Raw genomic sequence first — 18,166 nt, 5'->3', positions numbered from 1 at the left:
GCGAGCGCGAGTGGTGGAACTGGCAGACACGCAGGATTTAGGTTCCTGTGCTCCGGCGTGCGGGTTCGAGTCCCGCCTCGCGCACTCCCGCAGCGCGCCTGCTCATCGCCCGCGCTCCCGCACCGCCGTCCCCGACCGAGACCAGCCCCAGGAGGAATCGTGAGCGCTCAGCCGACCCGCCGAGCGCTGCTGCTCGGCGCCTCCGCCCTGGCGCTGGCCGGCTGCTCCCGGGGATCGGAAGCCGACTCCGCCTCCGAGGAGCAGAGCGCATCGCAGCGGCCGTACGTGTTCGCCAATGCGGCCACGGCCCCCACGCTGGACCCCACGCTCACGGACAATGTGGAGACCAATCGCGTGGCCCGCCAGGTGCTCGACGGCCTCGTGGCCCCGGATTCCCTGACCGGCGAGGCCGTGCCTGCGCTCGCGGTGAGCTGGGCTGCCTCCGACGACGGACGCACCCTCGACTTCGCTCTGCGTCGCGACGTCGTCTTCCACGACGGCGAGAAGCTCACCGCCCAGAGCGTCTGCCGCAACTTCGAGCGCTGGGCGGCGGCCTCCGTGCGAGACACCGCGACCGGGCGGCACAGCCTGTTCGATGCGATCTTCCGCCGCGGCACCCCCCAGGGAAGCCTCTACGACGGCTGCGAGGCGGTCGACGAGCACACCTTCCGCCTGCTGCTGACCCGCCGCTTCCCCGCCCTCGTCACGTGCCTGACGCACCCGGCCTTCGGGATCGCCTCGAGCGCCTCGATCGACGACGACACCGTCGGCACCGCACCCGTGGGCACTGGGCCGTTCCGCGTGGTGCGCGGACTCGACCCGGGCGCAGGTCAGCTCCCGGACGATCCCATCGAGCTCGAGTCCTTCCCCGAGCACTGGAACGGCACTGGAGCCATCGGCCGCCTGTCGTTCGTGGCGATCCTCGACCCCCGCATGCGCTACATCGCCCTGGAGACCGGACGCGTGGACGGCTACGACCTGGTCGGGCTCTCGGACTTCGCGCCGCTGGCCCGCGACGGAGTCCAGGTCCTGCAGCGCGACCCCTATGCCCTGTCCTACCTGGGCATCCACACCTCGTCGAAGTGGCTGGACTCCCTCGAGGTCCGCGGCGCGGTGATGTCCGCGATCGATCGGCAGGCGCTGGTGCGCGAGCACTACCCCGAGGGCACCGGGGTGGCCCAGGACTTCATGCCAGCCCGCTTCAACATCCCCGACGGCACCTCCGGATACCCCGACTACAACCCGCAGGACGCGCGCCGGGCCCTCGAGGACGCCGGCTACGACGGCACGCCCCTGCGCTTCGCCTACCCCACCGGAGCCTCCCGCTCCTGGGCGCTGGAGCCGGAGCGGCTCTACGCCGACATCTCGGAGCAGCTGGTGCGCTGCGGGTTCGAGATCGAGCCGGTGCCGCTGCCCTGGAGCACCTACGCGCAGAGCCTGCGCACCCGCTCCGCCGATCACGACCTCTTCCTCAGCGGCCTCAGCGGCGGGCTGCGCGATCAGGACTTCTTCACGGCCGTGCTCTTCTCCGCGACCACCCCGGAGCTCGACCTGCGATCCGAGAGCCTCCACGAGCTCATCGAGGAGGCCGCGGGGGTCCCGGACGGCGAGCAGCGCCAGGAGCTCTACAGCAGAGTCGGCGACCAGGTCGCCCAGCACCGCGCCGCGCTGCCCCTGGCCTTCCCCATCACTGCCGTGGCCGTGAATCAGCGCACGGCGTCCTTCCCCCTGTCCTCCACGGGCTTCGAGCCCTTCCGCGAGGTCGAGCTCACCCAGTCGTGACCGCAGGCACGGCCCACGACGGAGTAGCCTGGGAGGCGACCACGCGCGCGGAGGCCCGGGTCCAGGGCAGCTGATCTCCGCGCCCGAGCAGACGGAGGCCTCTTCACGTGACCAAGACCATGGAATCCACCGACGTCGTCCTGGTGGGCGGCGGCATCATGTCCGCGACCCTGGGCGCCATGCTCACGGAACTCGAGCCGAGCTGGAGCATCACCCTGCTCGAGCGCCTCGACCACGTGGGCCAGGAGAGCTCGGCGGTGTGGAACAACGCCGGCACCGGGCACTCCGCGCTGTGCGAGCTCAACTACGCCCCGCGCGCCGCGGACGGCACGGTCGATGCCACCAAGGCCGTGAAGATCAACGAGCAGTTCCAGGTCTCGCGCCAGTTCTGGTCCACGCTCGTCACCGAGGGCAAGCTCGGCCAGCCGGGCTCGTTCATCAACCCGGTCCCGCACATCTCCATGGTCTTCAACCCGGACCACGTGGAGTACCTGCGGGCCCGCCACGAGTCCTTCTCGCAGCACAAGCTCTTCGAGCGCCTCGAGCTCTCCGAGGACCGCGACCAGATCGCCCAGTGGGCCCCGCTGACCCAGGAGGGCCGCGGCGCCGGCCCCGTGGCCGCTTCCTTCGCCCCGGAAGGCACCGACGTCAACTTCGGCGAGCTGACCCGCCAGCTGATCCGGCACATGGAGGCCAACGGCGCCGAGATCCGCACCGGCGTCCAGGTGCAGAACCTGGACCGCCAGCCGGACGGCACCTGGATCGTGCGCACCCAGAACCGCCTGAACTCGGAGGACTCCCGCGAGATCCGCGCCAAGTTCGTGTTCGTCGGCGCCGGCGGCGGAGCCCTGCCGCTGCTGCAGAAGTCGGGGATCCCGGAGATCAAGGGCTTCGGCGGCTTCCCGGTCTCCGGGCTGTGGCTGCGCAATTCCAATCCCAGCATCGCCGAGCGCCACGACGCCAAGGTCTACGGCCAGGCGGCCGTCGGCGCCCCGCCCATGTCGGTGCCGCACCTGGACACCCGCTACGAGAACGGGAAGAAGTCGCTGCTGTTCGGCCCCTACGGCGGCTTCAAGCCGAACTTCCTCAAGCAGGGCTCCCTGCTGGACCTGCCCAAGTCCGTGCGCCCCGACAACATCTACCCCATGGCCCGCGCAGGCCTGGCCAACCTGGACCTGGTCAAGTACCTGCTCTCCGAGCTGGCCAAGAACAAGGACCAGCGCATGGAGGCCCTGCGCGAGTTCTACCCGCAGGCCCAGGCCGAGGAGTGGGAGCTCGTCCACGCCGGCCAGCGCGTGCAGGTCATGCGCAAGGACAAGAAGAAGGGCGGCGTGCTGCAGTTCGGCACGGAGCTCATCACCGCCGACGACGGCTCGATCGCAGGCCTCCTGGGCGCCTCCCCGGGCGCCTCGACCGCGGTCCCGATCATGATCGACCTGCTGGGACGCTGCTTCCCGAACCACTCCGCGGCCTGGAAGTCCCGCCTCACCGACCTGATCCCCTCGCTGGGTCAGCAGCTCGATGAGAACCCGGCGCTGGCCGACGAGATCATGGGCCACACCGCAAAGACCCTCGGAATCCGATGAGCGGATAGCCTCCGAGCGCTTTCATGACGCACGCCTGAACGCCGGCCTCCCATGCATATGCATGGGAGGCCGGCGTCGTCCCGGCCCGTCCTTCCGTGACGTTGCAGGCCACAGACATGGACGGAGACCGCCGTCGGAACTGTCCCCGACCTTTTCTCCGGACACAGGCGCCTTTCGGTGGACACGGAAGAATCATGCATTCGACTTGGATGACATATGATCTGGCTCGTGCCCACCAGAGAATCTGACAACGACCCCGTAGAGACCTCCACCACTGCATGGGAGGCCCTGTACCGAGCCCAGGTCACCGTCATGCGCAAGCTCCAGCGACAGGAGGAGTTCGCGGATCTGTCCATGCGCGAATACGACGTCCTGTTCAACCTGGCCCGCTCCGACGCCCGCGGCATCCGCCTGAACGAGCTCAACGAGTATGTCCTCCTCACGCAGTCCAGCCTCTCCCGCATGCTCGAGAGGCTCGAGGCCAAGGGCCTCGTCCACCGCTGGCAGGATCCCCAGGACCTGCGCGGCCTGCGCATCAGGCTCACCGAGGACGGCAAGGACCTGCAGCAGCGCATCGCGGAGCACTTCGACCGCCACGTGCACGAGCTCATGGTCGCCGGGCTGGACTCGGAGGAGCTGCGCATCCTCACCCGGCTCTCCGATCGCCTGCGCCACAGCCTGACCGACTGATCCCCGCACGGACCTCCCCGGTCCGCGCCCTGCACCATGCGGACCCTGCCGCCTCGACCCGCCCTGCCCGGCGCGTCGGAGCGACGGGGGTCGCGCCGGCTCCCGGGTCCGCGGGCCGGATCTCAGTACACTGAACTCCCGGATCGCGACGGCCGCCCGAGCTCACGAGCGATCCGAGTTCCCTCTCGACCCTCAGCAAGGAGCCCCACGTGGCGAAGAACAACCTTCGCGAGACCCTGGAGCGCGCCGAGGCCCCCGCGGCCGAGAGCAGCTCGAAGCCGGACTCGCCGACCAAGATGAAATGGGGCTATGTCCTCAAGCGGTCGTTCGCGGAGTTCACGCAGGACGGCTGCACGGACCTGGCCGCAGCGCTGACCTACTTCACGGTCTCGGCGATCTTCCCCGGCCTGCTGGCCGTCGTCTCCCTGCTGGGCGTGTTCGGCCAGGGCGAGCAGACCACGCAGGCGATCACCGGCTTCCTGGACGGACGCGTCCCGCCGGAGCTCAACGAGCTGCTCTCCGAGCCGATCAACAACCTCACCAGCTCGACCGGCGGCGGCATCATCGCCCTGATCATCGGTGTGGCCACCGGACTGTGGACGGCCTCCGGCTACGTCGGCGCATTCTCCCGGGCCATGAACCGGATCTACGAGGTCGAGGAGGGCCGCGGCTTCGTCAAGCTCAAGCTGTCCATGCTGCTGACCACGCTGACGGTCGTGATCACCGTGGTGCTGATCTTCCTGATGATCCTGCTCTCCGGCGGCATCGCGGAGACCCTGGGCGATGCCATCGGCCTGGGCTCGACCGCCGTGACCGTGTGGAACATCGCCAAGTGGCCCGTCATCCTCTTGCTGCTCATGCTGCTCGTGGCCGTCCTGTACTACCGGACCCCCAACGTCCGCCAGCCCAAGATGCGCTGGATCTCCCCCGGTGCCGTCTTCGCAATCCTGGGCGCGATCCTGGCCGCCGGCGCTTTCTCCGTCTACGCCACGCAGTTCGCCACGCAGACCGCCACCTACGGCGTCATCGGCGCCGTGATCCTGGGCCTGCTGGGCGTGTGGATCTTCAACAACGTGCTCCTGCTGGGTGCCGAGATCGACGCCGAGGTCGAGCGGGCGCGCGAGCTGCAGGCCGGCATCCCCGCGGAGGACACGCTGCAGCTGCCCCCGCGCGATGTCGGCACGGTCGTGGCGAACATCGAGAAGCAGGACAAGCTCATCGAGCAGGGCCGGCAGCTGCGCCTGGACTCAGACTCCGGGATCGACTACACGGCCAGTGGGAAGGACTCCGGCGCGGCGGGCGCCGACGAGGTCGCCCACTTCGATGACGAGGCCCGCTCAGTGCTCGACGAGCAGCGCCAGCGCGAGGTCTGAGACAGGCGGGCCAGGCACGACGTCTGTGCTGTTCGCTACAGTGGCGGGAGGCGACGCGGCCCTGGTGCCGCGGCGCCTCCCGCCATCTTGTCCAGGGTCGGCGGCGAGCATCTGTCCTGAACACGCACGAGGAGCGATCCAGCATGCATGAAGTCAAGGCCGTCGTCGTCAAGGCCAAGGACGAGGCCCCCGTCGTGGAGACCATCCTGGTCCCGGATCCGGGCCCCGGGGAGGCCCTGGTGGACATCCTGACCTGCGGGGTCTGCCAGACCGACATGCACTACCAGGTCGGCGGCGTCTCGGACGACTTCCCCTTCCTGCTCGGACACGAGGCAACCGGCCGCGTGGCCGCCATCGGCGAGGGCGTCACGGACATCGCCGTCGGCGACGAGGTCATCCTCAACTGGCGCGCCGTGTGCGGCCAGTGCCGCGCCTGCCACCGCGGCGAGCCCTGGTACTGCTTCGACACCCTCAACGCCACGCAGAAGATGACCCTGCAGGACGGCACCCCGCTCGAGCCCGCCCTGGGCATCGGCGCCTTCGCGGAGAAGACCCTGGTCGCAGCCGGTCAGTGCACTCGAATCCCGGGCGGTGCCCTCGAGCCGCAGCAGCGCGCGGCCGTCGGGCTGCTCGGCTGCGGCGTGACCGCCGGCCTGGGCGCGGTGCTCAACACCGGTGCCGTGAAGCGCGGCGAGTCCGTGGCCGTGATCGGCTGCGGCGGCGTGGGCACCGCGGCGATCGCCGGCGCTCAGCTGGGTGGAGCCACGCGGATCATCGCCGTGGACCTCGACGACGAGAAGCTGGCCACCGCCGAGTCCTTCGGCGCCACGCACAAGGTCAACTCCAAGGAGAAGGACCCCGTCGAGGCCATCCGCGAGATCACCGGCGGCCACGGCGCAGACCTGGTGATCGATGCCGTGGGCATCGCTGCCACCTTCCGCCAGGCCTTCGAGGCCCGTGACCTGGCCGGTCGCATGGTGCTGGTGGGCGTCCCGAACCCGGGCACGGTCACCGACATCGACCTGGCCGAGGTCTTCAGCCACGGCGGCTCCATCAAGTCCGCCTGGTACGGCGACACCCTGCCCGAGCGCGACTTCCCCATGTTCGTGGACCAGTACCGCCTGGGTCGACTGGACCTTGACAGCTTCGTCTCCGAGCGCATCACCATGGATGACGTCCAGTCCGCTTTCGAGAAGATGAAGCAGGGCCGCGTCCTGCGCTCGGTCGTGGAGGTGGGCGAATGAGCACCGCGCCACAGACCGTCGCCGCCTCCGCCGACGGCTCCGTGCGCGTCGAGCGCGTGGTGACCAGCGGGACCTTCTCCCTCGACGGAGGCACGTGGGAGGTGGAGAACAACGTCTGGATCGTCGGGGACGGCCAGCGCTGCCTGGTGATCGATCCCGCGCACTCCCCGGAGGCCGTGCGGGAGGCGGTGGCAGGCCGAGAGGTCGTGGCGGTAGTGCTGACCCACGGCCACGACGACCACGTGGGCGTGGCCCCGCAGGTGGCCCAGATGCTCGGGGCGCAGACCTGGCTGCATCCGGAGGATCGCGTGCTGTGGGACCAGACCCACCCGCGGACCGCCCCCGATCACGAGATCGCCGAGGGCACGCAGTTCCAGATCGGCTCCCTGAGCCTGCGCGCGCTGCACACTCCGGGCCACGCGCCCGGCTCGGTGTGCCTCTACGCCCCGGAGCTGGGCGTCGTGGACGACCAGGGCTCCCCCGTCGAGCCCCTGAGCGGCGTGGTGTTCTCCGGAGACACCCTCTTCCAGGGCGGTCCCGGAGCCACGGGCCGCTCGTACTCGGATTTCCCCACCATCATCGAGTCCATCCGCGAGCGCCTGCTCACCCTGCCCGATTCCACCGCGGTGCTCACCGGGCATGGGGACTCCACCACGATCGGGGCCGAGGCCCCGCATGTCCAGGAGTGGCTCGACCGCGGCCACTGATCCGCGGACGCTGATCGATCGCGCCGATCCCGGGCCTCAGTCCTCCGAGAGCATCCTCGGAACGGACTCGGTGCCCGGGATCGGCCGTTCCCCCACCAGGTCCAGGGGCACGCGGCTGCGTCGCGCCATGAGCACGAAGGCGGTCGCCAGAAGAGCCGCCGCCGCCAGGACCGGCAGCAGGGCGGCCGTCTCATAGCCGGCCAGGTCGCCCATGACACCGGCAAGGCCCACGCCCAGGCCCATCCCCACCTGGATGAGGACGCTCGTGGCAGCAGTGAGTCCCCTGACCTCGCTCAGCGGGGTGATCAGCGGGACCGTGGAGAACACGGCCACCAGCGTGGGACCGATCGCAGCGCCCAGGACCGCCAGGATGAGGACCATTCCCAGCGGCCGCGACGGCAGAGACATCAGCAGCGTGGCGAGCACCGTCACCGCCCCGAAGAGCACCCACAGGTTCCAGGGACGACGCGGCCGCGCGCCTGCGGTGATCACCGCCGCCGCCCCAGCGGTGAGGCCCAGGGCCGCGAACTGGGCCCCGATCGTCTCGATGGCCTCGACCGAGGACGTGAAGTAGACCAGGCACATCTGGATCGAGCCCAGCATCAGCCCGATGCACCCGACGCCCACCACCGGCAGGAAGCGCATGCGCCGCTGCGTGCGCAGCCTGCGTCGCATGGCGGAGTTGAGCGGCTGATGAGTCGGATCGACCAGATGGTTCTGGGCATCCTCGCCCAGGATGTCGGCGGTGGGGTGCAGCAGCAGGGCGGTCGTGCACAGCACGAGCAGCCCGGCGGCGGCCATGATCCCCAGCAGCGGCCCCAGCGTGATCGCCAGGACGCCCACGATCAGCGCGCCGAGCACCAGGGTCACGGCGTCCATGACGGCGTCGTGGCGCATGCTCGGCAGGATCAGGTCGAGGCTGCGGCGCTGCTCCAGGATGGTGCGCCAGCGCAGCCGGGTCGCGTTGCCCAGCTGCGGTGCGGACAGCCCCGCCAGCAGGCACAGCAGCCACGGCCAGGGCGCGGTGGGCGCGTCCTGCGCCTGCTCCGAGAAGCGGAAGACGAGCCAGCAGATCACACCCACGTGCAGCAGCGTGTGCAGCAGCAGGATCCACTGCCGGCGGCGGATCCGGTCGCCGCGCACCAGGGCCAGCACCGAGACCGCCTGGCCCAGGTGCACCGCGCCCGCGCAGGCGGCACCCCACAGCTCCTGCCCGGACACGGCGGTGACGTAGGTCAGCACCGTCAGCGGCAGGATGACCGACGGAAGCCGCACGATCAGGGTCAGCAGGAGGTACCAGTTGGAGACCACGCCTCGCAGGACGGGGTAGTCACCCACCATCAGGGTGCGCAGCTGCGCCCGTCGGGTGCGCCGATCGCGGCCGCTTCCCTCCTGCGGGGCAGAGCCGTCCTCGACCGTCATGTCCGAGGTGCGATCGCCGGCCTGGACGTCGGCTTCCGACGAGGCGCCGGGAGAAGGATCCGCAGGCGCGGCGCCGTCCCCTGCGACGGCGCCGCTGTGCCCCGCAGCACCGAGCTCCGGGCCGCGTCCCGCCGTGCCCGCGCTGGCGATGCCGCCGATCGCCAGCGCGCGGTGGCCCCGGTCCGGCAGCGGCGTGGCCAGCTCTCCCGCGCCGGACTCGCCGGAGCCCGCGGCGGCACCGCTAGGCCCGGAGCCGGTCGGCGCGTCTGCCCGTCCCTCGCCGGTGCTGCTGCGGGATCCCGACCACGAGCCGCCGGCGGCATGGTCGGCTGCGGGTTCGCGGCCGGTGCCGAGCCTGGCCCTGTCGCTCATGGCGCTCCTGGCTGTCGTGCGGACGGATTCACGGCACCGGCTCTGCGCGGTGCTCGGCGCCCAGCCTAGCGCCGAGCGTCGGGGGCCCCGCGGGCCTCGTGCCGGGGCGCGTCCCAGCGCTTCTAGGATGGGGCCATGACCCCATCCTCGTCCTCGCCCGCGCTCTCGCCCGACCAGGGCACCCTGGCAGATCTCCCCGGGATCGCCGATCGGGTCCGCGCGATCATGCTCGCAGGGGCACTGGGGGACGCCCTGACGGCGCAGCCCGAGCCCGCGCAAGCCCCTGCGGCCCCGCCCGAGGGCCTCAGCACCGCAGCAGGAGGCCAGGTCCTCGGCATCCCGTCGCCCGGCGCCGCGCAGGGCGGCTCGCCCGGTGCGGGTGCGGCCTCCGGAGGAGCGGGGGCGAGCATCGCGGACGCCGCAGCCGTCTCCGGTCCTACGACGCTCCAGCTTCAGCCGCTACGGATCAGCGCCGACACCCAGCTGAGCCTCTACACGATGGACGGGCTGCTCGAGTCGATCGAATGGGCCTCGGCCGGTGAGGCCGCCGATGAGACCGCCTGCCAGTGGTTGGCGCAGCTGCGCTGGCTGCGCACCCAGGACGTCGAATGGCCGGAGTCCGCGCCCTCCCCGCTGCCGCGCTGGATCGACGCCCACCAGGTGCTTCACGCAGATCACGGCCACCAGGGCCAGACGCTGGAGGCGCTGCTCACCGGCAGCATGGGCCTGGTCGAGCGCCCCGTGCTCCCGGAGGCCCAGGACCGGACTGCGGTGATCCGCTCGATCCCCTACGGTCTGCTTCCCGTGGGCTGGCGCTCGATCGCCCCGCTGAGCATCGATGCCGCCGCGATCACCCACGGACGGGCCGAGGCGCAGACGGCCGCGACCGCGCTGGCGCTCATGCTCCAAGCCGCGCAGGTCGAGGGCTGCCGGGGCTCGGAGGAGCCCGTGCGCACTGCCGCCGAGTCCGCCCTGGACGTGCTGGGCCGGCTCACCCGTCCCACCCGCGGCACCTCCGAGCTGCTCCAGGCCGTCCTCGATGGACGCGATCCGGACACCGCCGCGGGCGTGGCACAGGACGCCGACACCCCGCAGGGGCAGCCAGGCTCCCGCGCCGCTGGCAGCAGCGCCGGGCCGGACCGGGACACGTCGTCCAGAACGCTGGCCATCGGCCTGCGCTGCGCCCTGGAAGCCGAGCAGACAGGTGCCTCGGCGCCTGAGCTCTGGAAGACGGCCGTGGCCGCGGCCCAGCGGGAGCAGGGCTCGGACGCCCGCGGCAGCGCACCGCTGGCGGCGGCATTGATCGCCGCCGCGCATGGCGGTGCGTCGCTGGAGGCTCAGCAGATCGGGCGGCTGGAGGCCCGGGAGGTCATCGAGGAGGCCTGCCAGCGGTGGGTGCAGCTGCTCGGCCTGACCGGCTGAGCGATCGCCGCTGGGCTCGGGACCCGGCTCAGCGGCGCAGCAGGGCTCGCAGACGAGTGTCGATCCATTCATCGGCCCGAGCCACGGCCTGATTGACCTGCGCCGTGTCCAGATCCTGGACCAGCGTGTAGGCCACCGACTGCATGGGCATGATCCGCGCGTGCAGTCGGGCTCGGTGCAGGATCTCGGGCGGCAGGGCGCCGTCGAGGGTGGGCCAGCCGTACGAGCAGGCCAGTGCGGCCACGTCCTGCGCCGGATCGCCCAGGCTCGCGTGATCCCAGTCGATCACCCCGGCCAGCGCGTCACCGGACCAGATCATGTTCTGGCCCATCAGGTCCGAGTGCACGAGGCGAGGAGTCACCGTCTCCAGCTCGGCCAGATCCCGGATCGCGTGCCGGGCCAGCTCGCGGTTGCGCGGCAGCAGCCGCGGCACGACGTCGTCGAGCATGATCCGACGCCGACGATGCCCGCCCCAATGCTGACCAGGGCGGTCCAGATAGGCCTCCAGCGGTGCGGTGTCGGTGGCCCACAGCTGCTCGAGCAGCGAGATCAGCTCCGCGGTGTCCACCCTGCCCCAGCGGTGCTCGCCATGCACCCAGGACAGGGCGACAGCGCCGTGGCCTCGGCTGCCGTGCACGCGGCTCAGCGGCCGCGGCGTGGCGAAGGAGTACTCGGGCAGCCTGGAGAGGACCTCGGTGCGCCGTACCAGGCTGCGCTTGGCGGCCGGGTTCTTGGCGATGCGCACGCACAGCCGGTCGTCGATCCCCACGACCACGTGCGCGGACCCGCTCGTGATGATCCGCCACGTGCTCGGATCCGGGTGCTCTCCGATCTCGCGCAGCGCGGCATCCACCACATCGGCGTACGGGAGCATGCGCTTCATGCCCAGGGCGACCACCTCAGCGCTCCTCTCCGGGCTCCGCTGCGGGAGCGCCCTGGGAGAGCAGGGCGACCAGGTGCGGCGCTAGGGCGGCCATGGCCTGTCCCCGGTGGCTGATCCGGTTCTTGTGCTCCGGATCGAGCTGGGCGCACGAGACGTCCAGGCCGTCGGGGCGCAGGACGGGGTCGTAGCCGAAGCCGCCGTCGCCGACCGGTTCCTGCAGCAGCGTGCCGCGCAGGTGCCCGAACTCGAGGTGCTCGGCTCCCTCCGGGGTCACCAGAGCTGCGGCGCACACGAAGCCCGCGGCACGGTGCTCATCGGGGATATCGCCCAGCTGGGCCAGCAGGAGCTCGAGATTGGCGGTGTCGTCGCCGTGGCGCCCCGCCCAGCGTGCCGAGAAGATGCCCGGGGCGCCGTGAAGGACGTCGACGGCCAGTCCGGAGTCATCGGCCACGGCAGGCAGGCCGGAGGCCTCGGCGGCCGCGTGCGCCTTGAGCAGCGCGTTGGCCTGGAAGGTCGTGCCGGTCTCACGGACGTCGGGCAGGCCCAGGGAGCCTGCGTCCACCACGGCGCGCTCGACGTCCAGACCGGGCAGCTCGGCTGCGATCATGGCCCGCAGCTCGGCGAGCTTGCCGGCGTTGTGCGTGGCCAGGACCAGGCGGGCGCCCGATGGGATGGACACCGCGGACGCGTCCGGATCTGGCTCGGGGTCCTCCGGTGCGGATTCCACGGCCGCACCGGGAGCGGTCGGTGCGGCGGCCTGGGAGGGGTCATGCTGCTCAGGCATCGCGGCCCTCCGCGAGCGTGGCCGCCTGGATCCTCGCCAGATCGGCGCATCCGGCGACCGCCAGGTCCAGGAGGCCGTCGAGCTCGCTGCGATCGAACGGGGCGCCCTCGGCGGTGCCCTGGACCTCCACGAAGGTCCCGGAGCCGGTGACGACCACGTTCATGTCGGTCTCGGCGCGGACGTCCTCGACATAGGGCAGATCCAGCATGGGGACGCCGTCGATGATCCCCACCGAGACCGCGGCCACGGAGTCGGTGAGCGGATCGCCGGTGACCAGGCCCTGGCGTCGGGCCCACCCCATGGCCTCGCTCAGCGCCACATAGGCACCGGTGATCGATGCCGTGCGGGTGCCGCCGTCCGCCTGGAGGACATCGCAGTCCAGGACCACGGTGTTCTCGCCGAGCGCCTTCAGGTCGATCACGGAGCGCAGCGACCGGCCGATGAGCCGGGAGATCTCGTGGGTGCGGCCGCCGATCCTTCCCTTGACCGACTCGCGCTGCGAGCGCGTGCCGGTGGCCCGGGGAAGCATGGCGTACTCGGCGGTGACCCAGCCGCGGCCCTCGCCGCGCAGCCAGCGCGGAACGCCCTCGGTGACCGAGGCGGTGCACAGCACGCGAGTCTGCCCGAACTCGATCAGCGCCGAGCCTTCGGCCTGCGCGGACCAGCCGCGCGTGATGGTGATGGGACGCAGCTCGTCGACGGCGCGTCCGTCCGCTCGGGGTCCGCTCGCGGACGAGGATGCGGCGGGGGTCTCGGCCTCGGAAGTCATGGCGCCCAGCCTAGCCGCGCGCGGGCGGCGGCGGCCAACGGCTCGGCGGGCGAGCCGTGCCGGAGCTCAGCGCGTCTCGGCACCGCGCGTGTTGGGGTCGATCACGCGCATGGTGGTCGTGGTGCTCGGCACCGAGCGGCCCCTGGCCAGGACGCGACCGGCGGTGCGGTCCATGTCGGCCACGATCCGGTACGAGGTCGACGGCTGAGCCAGCGAGATCGGACCCGTGAAGGCCTCGGCAGCCTCCCTGACGGCACGGGTCGGCGAGTTCCACACGGGCAGGTGCGTGAGCATCAGCTCATCGGCATCGGCATCGTCGGCGGTCTGCCCGGCGCGCAGGCCCGTGAGGTGGATCCCCCGGTAGGCGTCGCGGCCCTCGTGGTAGGCGGCCTCGCACAGGAAGAGATCGGCATTGCGGGCGGCCTCGGTGAGGCCCTCGCAGGCGTCGCTGTCCCCGGAGTAGGTCAGCACGCTGCTGCCGTCGGCTCCGTCGTACTCGACGCGCAGCGCGAACGGATCCTCGACCGGGTGCTCGACCCGGTGAGGGGTGATGCGGAACGGGCCGATCTCCACGGCCCGGCCGTCCTCCCACTGCCCGATCGTGAACTCGTTCTCGATCGTCTCCGCGGAGGCCAGGACGTGGGCGGCCTCCATGTAGTCCATCATCCCGGCCGGGCCCCAGACCGGGACCGGGCCGGCCCCCCAGCCGCGCGGATCCCACTTCACCGCCACGTGCAGCCCCGCCAGGTCGACGCAGTGATCCGGGTGAAGGTGGCTGATCAGGACGGCATCGATCTCCGAGAGCTCGATGTGGCGCTGCAGCGCGCCCAGCGACCCGTTGCCGAGGTCCATGAGCACCCGCCAGGTCCGACCCTCATGATCGGTTCCGGTGAGCAGGTAGCAGGAGGCAGGGGAATCGGGGCCGGCGAACGAGCCGGTGCAGCCGATCACGGTCAGGATCATGAGACGGGGCCTTCATCGTCGGAGGCGCGGACAGGGGACGGGCCGGCGGAGGCGCGGTCCTTCACGGCGGCGTGCTCGGCGAGCATCTGCGAGCTCACCTGGGACAGCGAGCCCGTGGGGAACTGCTCGGCCACCGAGCCCACGTGGCGCACCGCCGTGACCTCCGGGCCCAGGAAGCGCCGGGCCAGGATCTGGAAGGGCTCCGGATCTCCCGTGGCCAGGAACTCGTGGGGCTCCTGCGGCGGCTGGACGCGCGCCAGGTCATGGCGCACCAGTGCGCGGTAGACGTCCTTGGCGGTCTCCTCCGCAGAGGAGACCAGCGTGACCGCCTCCCCCATGACGTAGGAGATCACGCCGGTGAGCAGCGGGTAGTGCGTGCAGCCGAGCACGACGGTGTCCACCCCGGAGTCCTGCAGCGGACGCAGGTACTCCTGAGCGGTCTCGAGGACCTCGGGACCGGTGGTCACCCCGGCCTCGACGAACGGCACGAACCGGGGGCAGGCCACGGAGCGCACCTCGAGCTGCGGAGCGGCCGCGAAGGTGTCCTCGTAGGCCCGCGAGCCCACGGTGGCCTGGGTGGCGATCACGCCGATGCGGCCGTTGCGCGTGGAGGACACGGCCCGGCGCACGGCCGGCTGGATGACCTCCACCACGGGGATGCCGTAGGCGCGCGTGTAGCGCTCCCGGGCATCGCGCAGGACGGCCGCCGAGGCGGTGTTGCAGGCGATCACCAGCACCTTGACCCCGGAGTCCACCAGCTCGTCCATGATCCGCAGCGCGTGGGCGCGCACCTCGGCGATCGGCAGCGGACCGTAGGGGCCGTTGAGGGTGTCGCCCACGTAGACGATCCGCTCATCCGGCAGCTGGTCGATGATCGCCCGGGCGACCGTCAGCCCGCCCACGCCGGAATCGAACACGCCGATGGGAGCATCGGGCGACGGACCCTCGACGGGTCCGTCTGCCGCTTCTGTGATCCCCGGAATCTCGCGCATAGGGCACCCAGGGTAGACCGGTGCCGCTCAGCAGCCTGAACCGCGCGCCGACGAGGTCACGGAGATCACTTCACACGATGACTCATGCAGAGTCCTCACGCTGGTCAGAGGCCCTGCGCCGGCTGATCATCCGTCCCGTCATCCTCCGGCAGCTCCACCAGCATGGCCTGGATCAGCGAGTCCTGCAGCCACGAGACGAAGCCGTAGACGACGGCCATGTAGGTCTCGGTGTCCTTGGGCTTCTTCCCGGAGGCCTTCTCCACCCGACGGGCGTCCGCCTCCGAGTCGATCCCCAGCCGGGTCGAGAGCACCAGACGGATGTCGTTGAGCGCCCGGGAGACGTCGCTGGCCGCCGCGGGGCTCAGGCGCACGGGATCGGACTCGAAGGCGAGTGCCGCAGCGCGCAGCGAGGCGACCTTCTGCTCGCGCAGGGACCGGTCGGTGAAGCGGCGGAACTCCTCCGCCTGCTCCGGATCCTGGCTGCCGGCCGGCAGCAAGCGCGCCACCGCCGGATCCTGCGGCGCCTCGACGGGACCGTCGCCGCCGAGCAGGGCCTCCAGCGGATCTGCCTCCGGAGCGGCCTGCTCGAGCTCGAGCAAGCCGATGATGTCCTGGCAGAGCCTGACCAGCAGCCCTCGCTCATCCGCGGAGAGCCGGGCGGAGAGGCCGTGGGCCCCCGAGCGGAATCCGTGCGCCATCAGCTGCGCACCCCATCCGCGTCCTGGCCTCCGCCTGCGCGCTCGTAGGTGGCCATCAGGCCATAGCCGTGCAGGGCGGCGACATGGCGCTCGGCCTCCTCCAGAGTGCCCTCGGCCACGATCGCCCGGCCCCGCTCGTGGACCTCGAGCATCAGCGCGTGGGACTTGGCCTGCGAGAAGCCGAAGTGCGTGCGGAAGACCCAGGTCACCCACGACATGAGATTCACGGGATCGTCCCAGACCACCACGTGCCACGGGATCTCCAGGGCGGTGCGCTGGGCGGTGTCGACCTCCGGGCGCTCGTCCAGATCCGGTCCGAGGCTGGTCAGAGGCGTGCGGGTTCTCGTGCTGAGCTCCATGATGTGCCCCATCGTAGGCACCGGTCCCGACAGCGCATCATGAGGACCATGCCCGGGGACAGGACCGCACGGCGGGCGGCCAGTACAGTGGCCTGCGTGGAATCGAGCAACCGGACCTGGTCCCCCGCCCCGACGTCGCTGATGACGGATCACTACGAGCTGACCATGCTGCAGGCCGCCCTGCGCGACGGCACCGCGCAGCGGCGCAGCGTCTTCGAGGTCTTCTCCCGCCGCCTGCCCGCCGGACGCCGCTACGGCGTCGTGGCCGGCACGGGGCGCTTCCTCGAGGGACTGGCGAGCTTCCGCTTCGACGAGGACCGCCTGGCCTTCCTGGAGCGCACCGGCGTGGTGGATGCCGCCACCCTCGAGTGGCTCGCGGACTTCCGCTTCACCGGCGACATCAGCGGCTATGCCGAGGGCGACCTCTGGTTCCCGCACTCGCCGATCCTGCGCGTGGAGTCCACGTTCGCCGAGGCCTGCATCCTGGAGACCTACCTGCTCTCGGTGCTCAACTACGACTCCGCCGTGGCCTCCGCCGCCTCCCGCATGATCACCGCCGCGGGCGAGCGCCCGTGCCTGGAGATGGGCTCGCGCCGGGCCTCCGAGGAGTCCGCCGTGGCCGCCGCCCGTGCGGCCGTGATCGCGGGCTTCGCAGGGACCTCCAACCTCGAGGCCGGCTACCGCTATGACCTGAAGACCATCGGCACCTCGGCGCATGCGTTCACGCTGCTCCACGACGACGAGGAGGCGGCCTTCCGCTCCCAGCTCGAGACCATGGGCGTGGGGACCACGCTGCTGGTGGACACCTACGACGTCGAGAAGGCGGTGCGCCTGGCCGTCGAGCTCGCCGGTCCGCAGCTAGGGGCCGTGCGTGTGGACTCCGGGGACCTGGTGGATCAGGCCGGTCGCGTGCGCGCCCTGCTCGACAGCCTGGGAAACCGCGACACGCGCATCACCGTGACCTCCGATCTCGATGAGTACGCGATCGCAGCGCTGGCCGCTGCCCCCGTGGACTCCTACGGCGTGGGCACCCGACTGGTCACCGGCTCCGGGGCCCCCACGTCCTCCATGGTCTACAAGCTCGTGGCCCGCGAGGGCGCCGATGGGCAGCTCGTCTCCGTGGCCAAGGCCTCGTCCGGCAAGGCCTCCGTCGGCGGGCGCAAGTCGGCGCTGCGGCGCCTGGATCCGCGCGGCACCGCGACCCACGAGATCGTGGGGGTGGGCCACGATCCCGCCGACGACGGCGACGACCGCCCCCTGATGCAGGACTTCGTGCGCGGAGGCGAGCTGGTCGACGGCTGGACCGGCCCCCAGGGCGTCCGGCGCGCCCGGCAGCGCCACGCCGACTCCGTGCGGGAGCTCCCGCGCTCGGCCACCCGCCTCTCCGAGGGCGAGGCCGCGATCCCCACCGTGCTCGAGAACTGAAGGGAACCCTCCTCATGCGCACCGCACTGATCGTCGTCGACGTCCAGAACGACTTCTGCGAGGGCGGCTCCCTGGCCGTCGACGGCGGCTCGGACGTCGCAGCCGCGATCTCCGAGCACATCGAGCAGCACCACGGGGACTACGAGGCGATCGTGGGGACCCTGGACTGGCACATCTCGCCGGGCTCGCACTTCTCCGAGGACCCTGATTTCCGGACCTCCTGGCCCGTGCACTGCGTGGCCGAGACCAAGGGCGCCGACACCCACGACGAGTTCGAGACCGACCGCATCGAGGCCTGGTTCCGCAAGGGCGAGCACGAAGCCGCCTACTCGGGCTTCGAGGGCGTCCTGGCCCCGGAGACCTCCACGCCCCTGGGGGCGGTGGAGGAGGACGACGAGGCCGAGGACGAGGAGCCGATCGGCCTGGACGACTGGCTGCGCGATCGGGAGATCGAGGCCGTGGACATCGTGGGCCTGGCCGCCGATCACTGCGTGCGCGCCACCGCCCTGGACGCCGCCGACGCCGGCTACGAGACCCGGGTGCTGCTGAGCCTGAGCGCCGCCGTCTCCCCCGATTCCCTCGAGGACGTCATCGACGAGCTCGACGACGCAGGCGTGGAGGTCGTGCGCGACTGACGGGACCCCGCCTCGCACCGACGCGCTGCGCCTGCTGCGGCGGGACTTTCCGCATCGAAG

At 71.4% G+C, this 18,166-nt stretch carries 17 protein-coding genes and 1 tRNA gene; 10 read left to right on the top strand and 8 right to left on the bottom strand.

Features of this window, described 5'->3' with window-relative positions:
• Window positions 1-4 precede the first annotated feature (4 nt).
• The 7 genes from FFS25_RS01800 (at window position 5) to FFS25_RS01770 (ending at window position 7,382) form a co-directional block, all read left to right on the top strand.
• Window positions 5-84, top strand: a tRNA-Leu gene (locus FFS25_RS01800).
• A 75-nt stretch (window positions 85-159) separates the two neighbouring features.
• On the top strand, window positions 160-1,782 hold the full coding sequence (locus FFS25_RS01795; RefSeq protein ID WP_249933721.1) for an ABC transporter substrate-binding protein: 1,623 nt from the start codon (window positions 160-162) through the stop codon (window positions 1,780-1,782).
• Window positions 1,783-1,889: 107 nt separating this feature from the next.
• Window positions 1,890-3,368 (top strand): malate:quinone oxidoreductase, encoded by a 1,479-nt coding sequence (locus FFS25_RS01790; protein ID WP_006215183.1) that lies wholly within the window; start codon window positions 1,890-1,892, stop codon window positions 3,366-3,368.
• A gap of 228 nt (window positions 3,369-3,596) precedes the next feature.
• Window positions 3,597-4,058, top strand: coding sequence for a MarR family winged helix-turn-helix transcriptional regulator (locus tag FFS25_RS01785; protein WP_024290760.1), 462 nt, complete (start codon window positions 3,597-3,599; stop codon window positions 4,056-4,058).
• 209 nt (window positions 4,059-4,267) lie between these two features.
• Window positions 4,268-5,431 carry a YihY/virulence factor BrkB family protein gene (locus FFS25_RS01780; RefSeq protein ID WP_006215185.1) on the top strand — a complete coding sequence of 388 codons (1,164 nt, stop codon included), beginning with the start codon at window positions 4,268-4,270 and terminating at the stop codon, window positions 5,429-5,431.
• A 143-nt stretch (window positions 5,432-5,574) separates the two neighbouring features.
• Window positions 5,575-6,675, top strand: a complete 1,101-nt coding sequence (locus FFS25_RS01775; protein WP_006215187.1) for an S-(hydroxymethyl)mycothiol dehydrogenase — start codon at window positions 5,575-5,577, stop codon at window positions 6,673-6,675.
• On the top strand, window positions 6,672-7,382 hold the full coding sequence (locus FFS25_RS01770; RefSeq protein ID WP_006215188.1) for an MBL fold metallo-hydrolase: 711 nt from the start codon (window positions 6,672-6,674) through the stop codon (window positions 7,380-7,382). The genes FFS25_RS01775 and FFS25_RS01770 overlap by 4 nt, the downstream gene beginning before the upstream one ends.
• 36 nt (window positions 7,383-7,418) lie before the next feature.
• On the opposite strand, the gene FFS25_RS01765 is transcribed toward FFS25_RS01770, so the two are convergent.
• Complete coding sequence (locus FFS25_RS01765; RefSeq protein ID WP_137801711.1) at window positions 7,419-9,176, bottom strand: MFS transporter; 1,758 nt, start codon at window positions 9,174-9,176, stop codon at window positions 7,419-7,421.
• Window positions 9,177-9,311: 135 nt separating this feature from the next.
• Here FFS25_RS01765 and FFS25_RS01760 point away from each other — a divergent pair, with 135 nt between their 5' ends.
• On the top strand, window positions 9,312-10,598 hold the full coding sequence (locus FFS25_RS01760; protein WP_137801710.1) for an ADP-ribosylglycohydrolase family protein: 1,287 nt from the start codon (window positions 9,312-9,314) through the stop codon (window positions 10,596-10,598).
• 28 nt (window positions 10,599-10,626) lie between these two features.
• Here FFS25_RS01760 and FFS25_RS01755 read toward each other — a convergent pair whose 3' ends face one another.
• The 7 genes from FFS25_RS01755 to clpS all read right to left on the bottom strand — a co-directional run bounded on the left by FFS25_RS01755 (window position 10,627) and on the right by clpS (window position 16,046).
• A complete protein-coding gene (locus FFS25_RS01755; RefSeq protein ID WP_137801709.1) occupies window positions 10,627-11,496 on the bottom strand; it encodes a phosphotransferase family protein in 870 nt (289 codons plus the stop codon).
• A 1-nt stretch (window position 11,497) separates the two neighbouring features.
• Window positions 11,498-12,265, bottom strand: a complete 768-nt coding sequence (rdgB, locus tag FFS25_RS01750) for an RdgB/HAM1 family non-canonical purine NTP pyrophosphatase (RefSeq protein ID WP_006215192.1) — start codon at window positions 12,263-12,265, stop codon at window positions 11,498-11,500.
• Window positions 12,258-13,034, bottom strand: a complete 777-nt coding sequence (rph, locus tag FFS25_RS01745; protein WP_006215193.1) for a ribonuclease PH — start codon at window positions 13,032-13,034, stop codon at window positions 12,258-12,260. The genes rdgB and rph overlap by 8 nt, the downstream gene beginning before the upstream one ends.
• Window positions 13,035-13,100: 66 nt before the next feature.
• On the bottom strand, window positions 13,101-13,997 hold the full coding sequence (locus tag FFS25_RS01740) for an MBL fold metallo-hydrolase (RefSeq protein WP_006215194.1): 897 nt from the start codon (window positions 13,995-13,997) through the stop codon (window positions 13,101-13,103).
• Window positions 13,994-14,989, bottom strand: coding sequence for a glutamate racemase (gene murI / locus FFS25_RS01735; RefSeq protein ID WP_212742699.1), 996 nt, complete (start codon window positions 14,987-14,989; stop codon window positions 13,994-13,996). Before murI ends, FFS25_RS01740 begins: the two co-directional genes overlap by 4 nt.
• Window positions 14,990-15,093: 104 nt before the next feature.
• Window positions 15,094-15,687, bottom strand: a complete 594-nt coding sequence (locus FFS25_RS01730) for a DUF2017 domain-containing protein (RefSeq protein WP_137801708.1) — start codon at window positions 15,685-15,687, stop codon at window positions 15,094-15,096.
• Complete coding sequence (clpS, locus tag FFS25_RS13505) at window positions 15,687-16,046, bottom strand: ATP-dependent Clp protease adapter ClpS (protein WP_029643887.1); 360 nt, start codon at window positions 16,044-16,046, stop codon at window positions 15,687-15,689. Before clpS ends, FFS25_RS01730 begins: the two co-directional genes overlap by 1 nt.
• An 87-nt stretch (window positions 16,047-16,133) precedes the next feature.
• On the opposite strand from clpS, the gene FFS25_RS01720 reads away from it, so the two are divergent.
• Window positions 16,134-17,471 carry a nicotinate phosphoribosyltransferase gene (locus tag FFS25_RS01720; protein ID WP_006215198.1) on the top strand — a complete coding sequence of 446 codons (1,338 nt, stop codon included), beginning with the start codon at window positions 16,134-16,136 and terminating at the stop codon, window positions 17,469-17,471.
• A gap of 14 nt (window positions 17,472-17,485) precedes the next feature.
• Window positions 17,486-18,106, top strand: coding sequence for an isochorismatase family protein (locus tag FFS25_RS01715; protein WP_137801707.1), 621 nt, complete (start codon window positions 17,486-17,488; stop codon window positions 18,104-18,106).
• Window positions 18,107-18,166 lie beyond the last annotated feature (60 nt).

It is taken from the genome of Kocuria sp. 2SI (assembly GCF_005502825.1).
Classification (GTDB): Bacteria; Actinomycetota; Actinomycetes; order Actinomycetales; family Micrococcaceae; genus Kocuria; species Kocuria palustris.
This window is presented reverse-complemented; position numbering and strand designations above follow the sequence as displayed.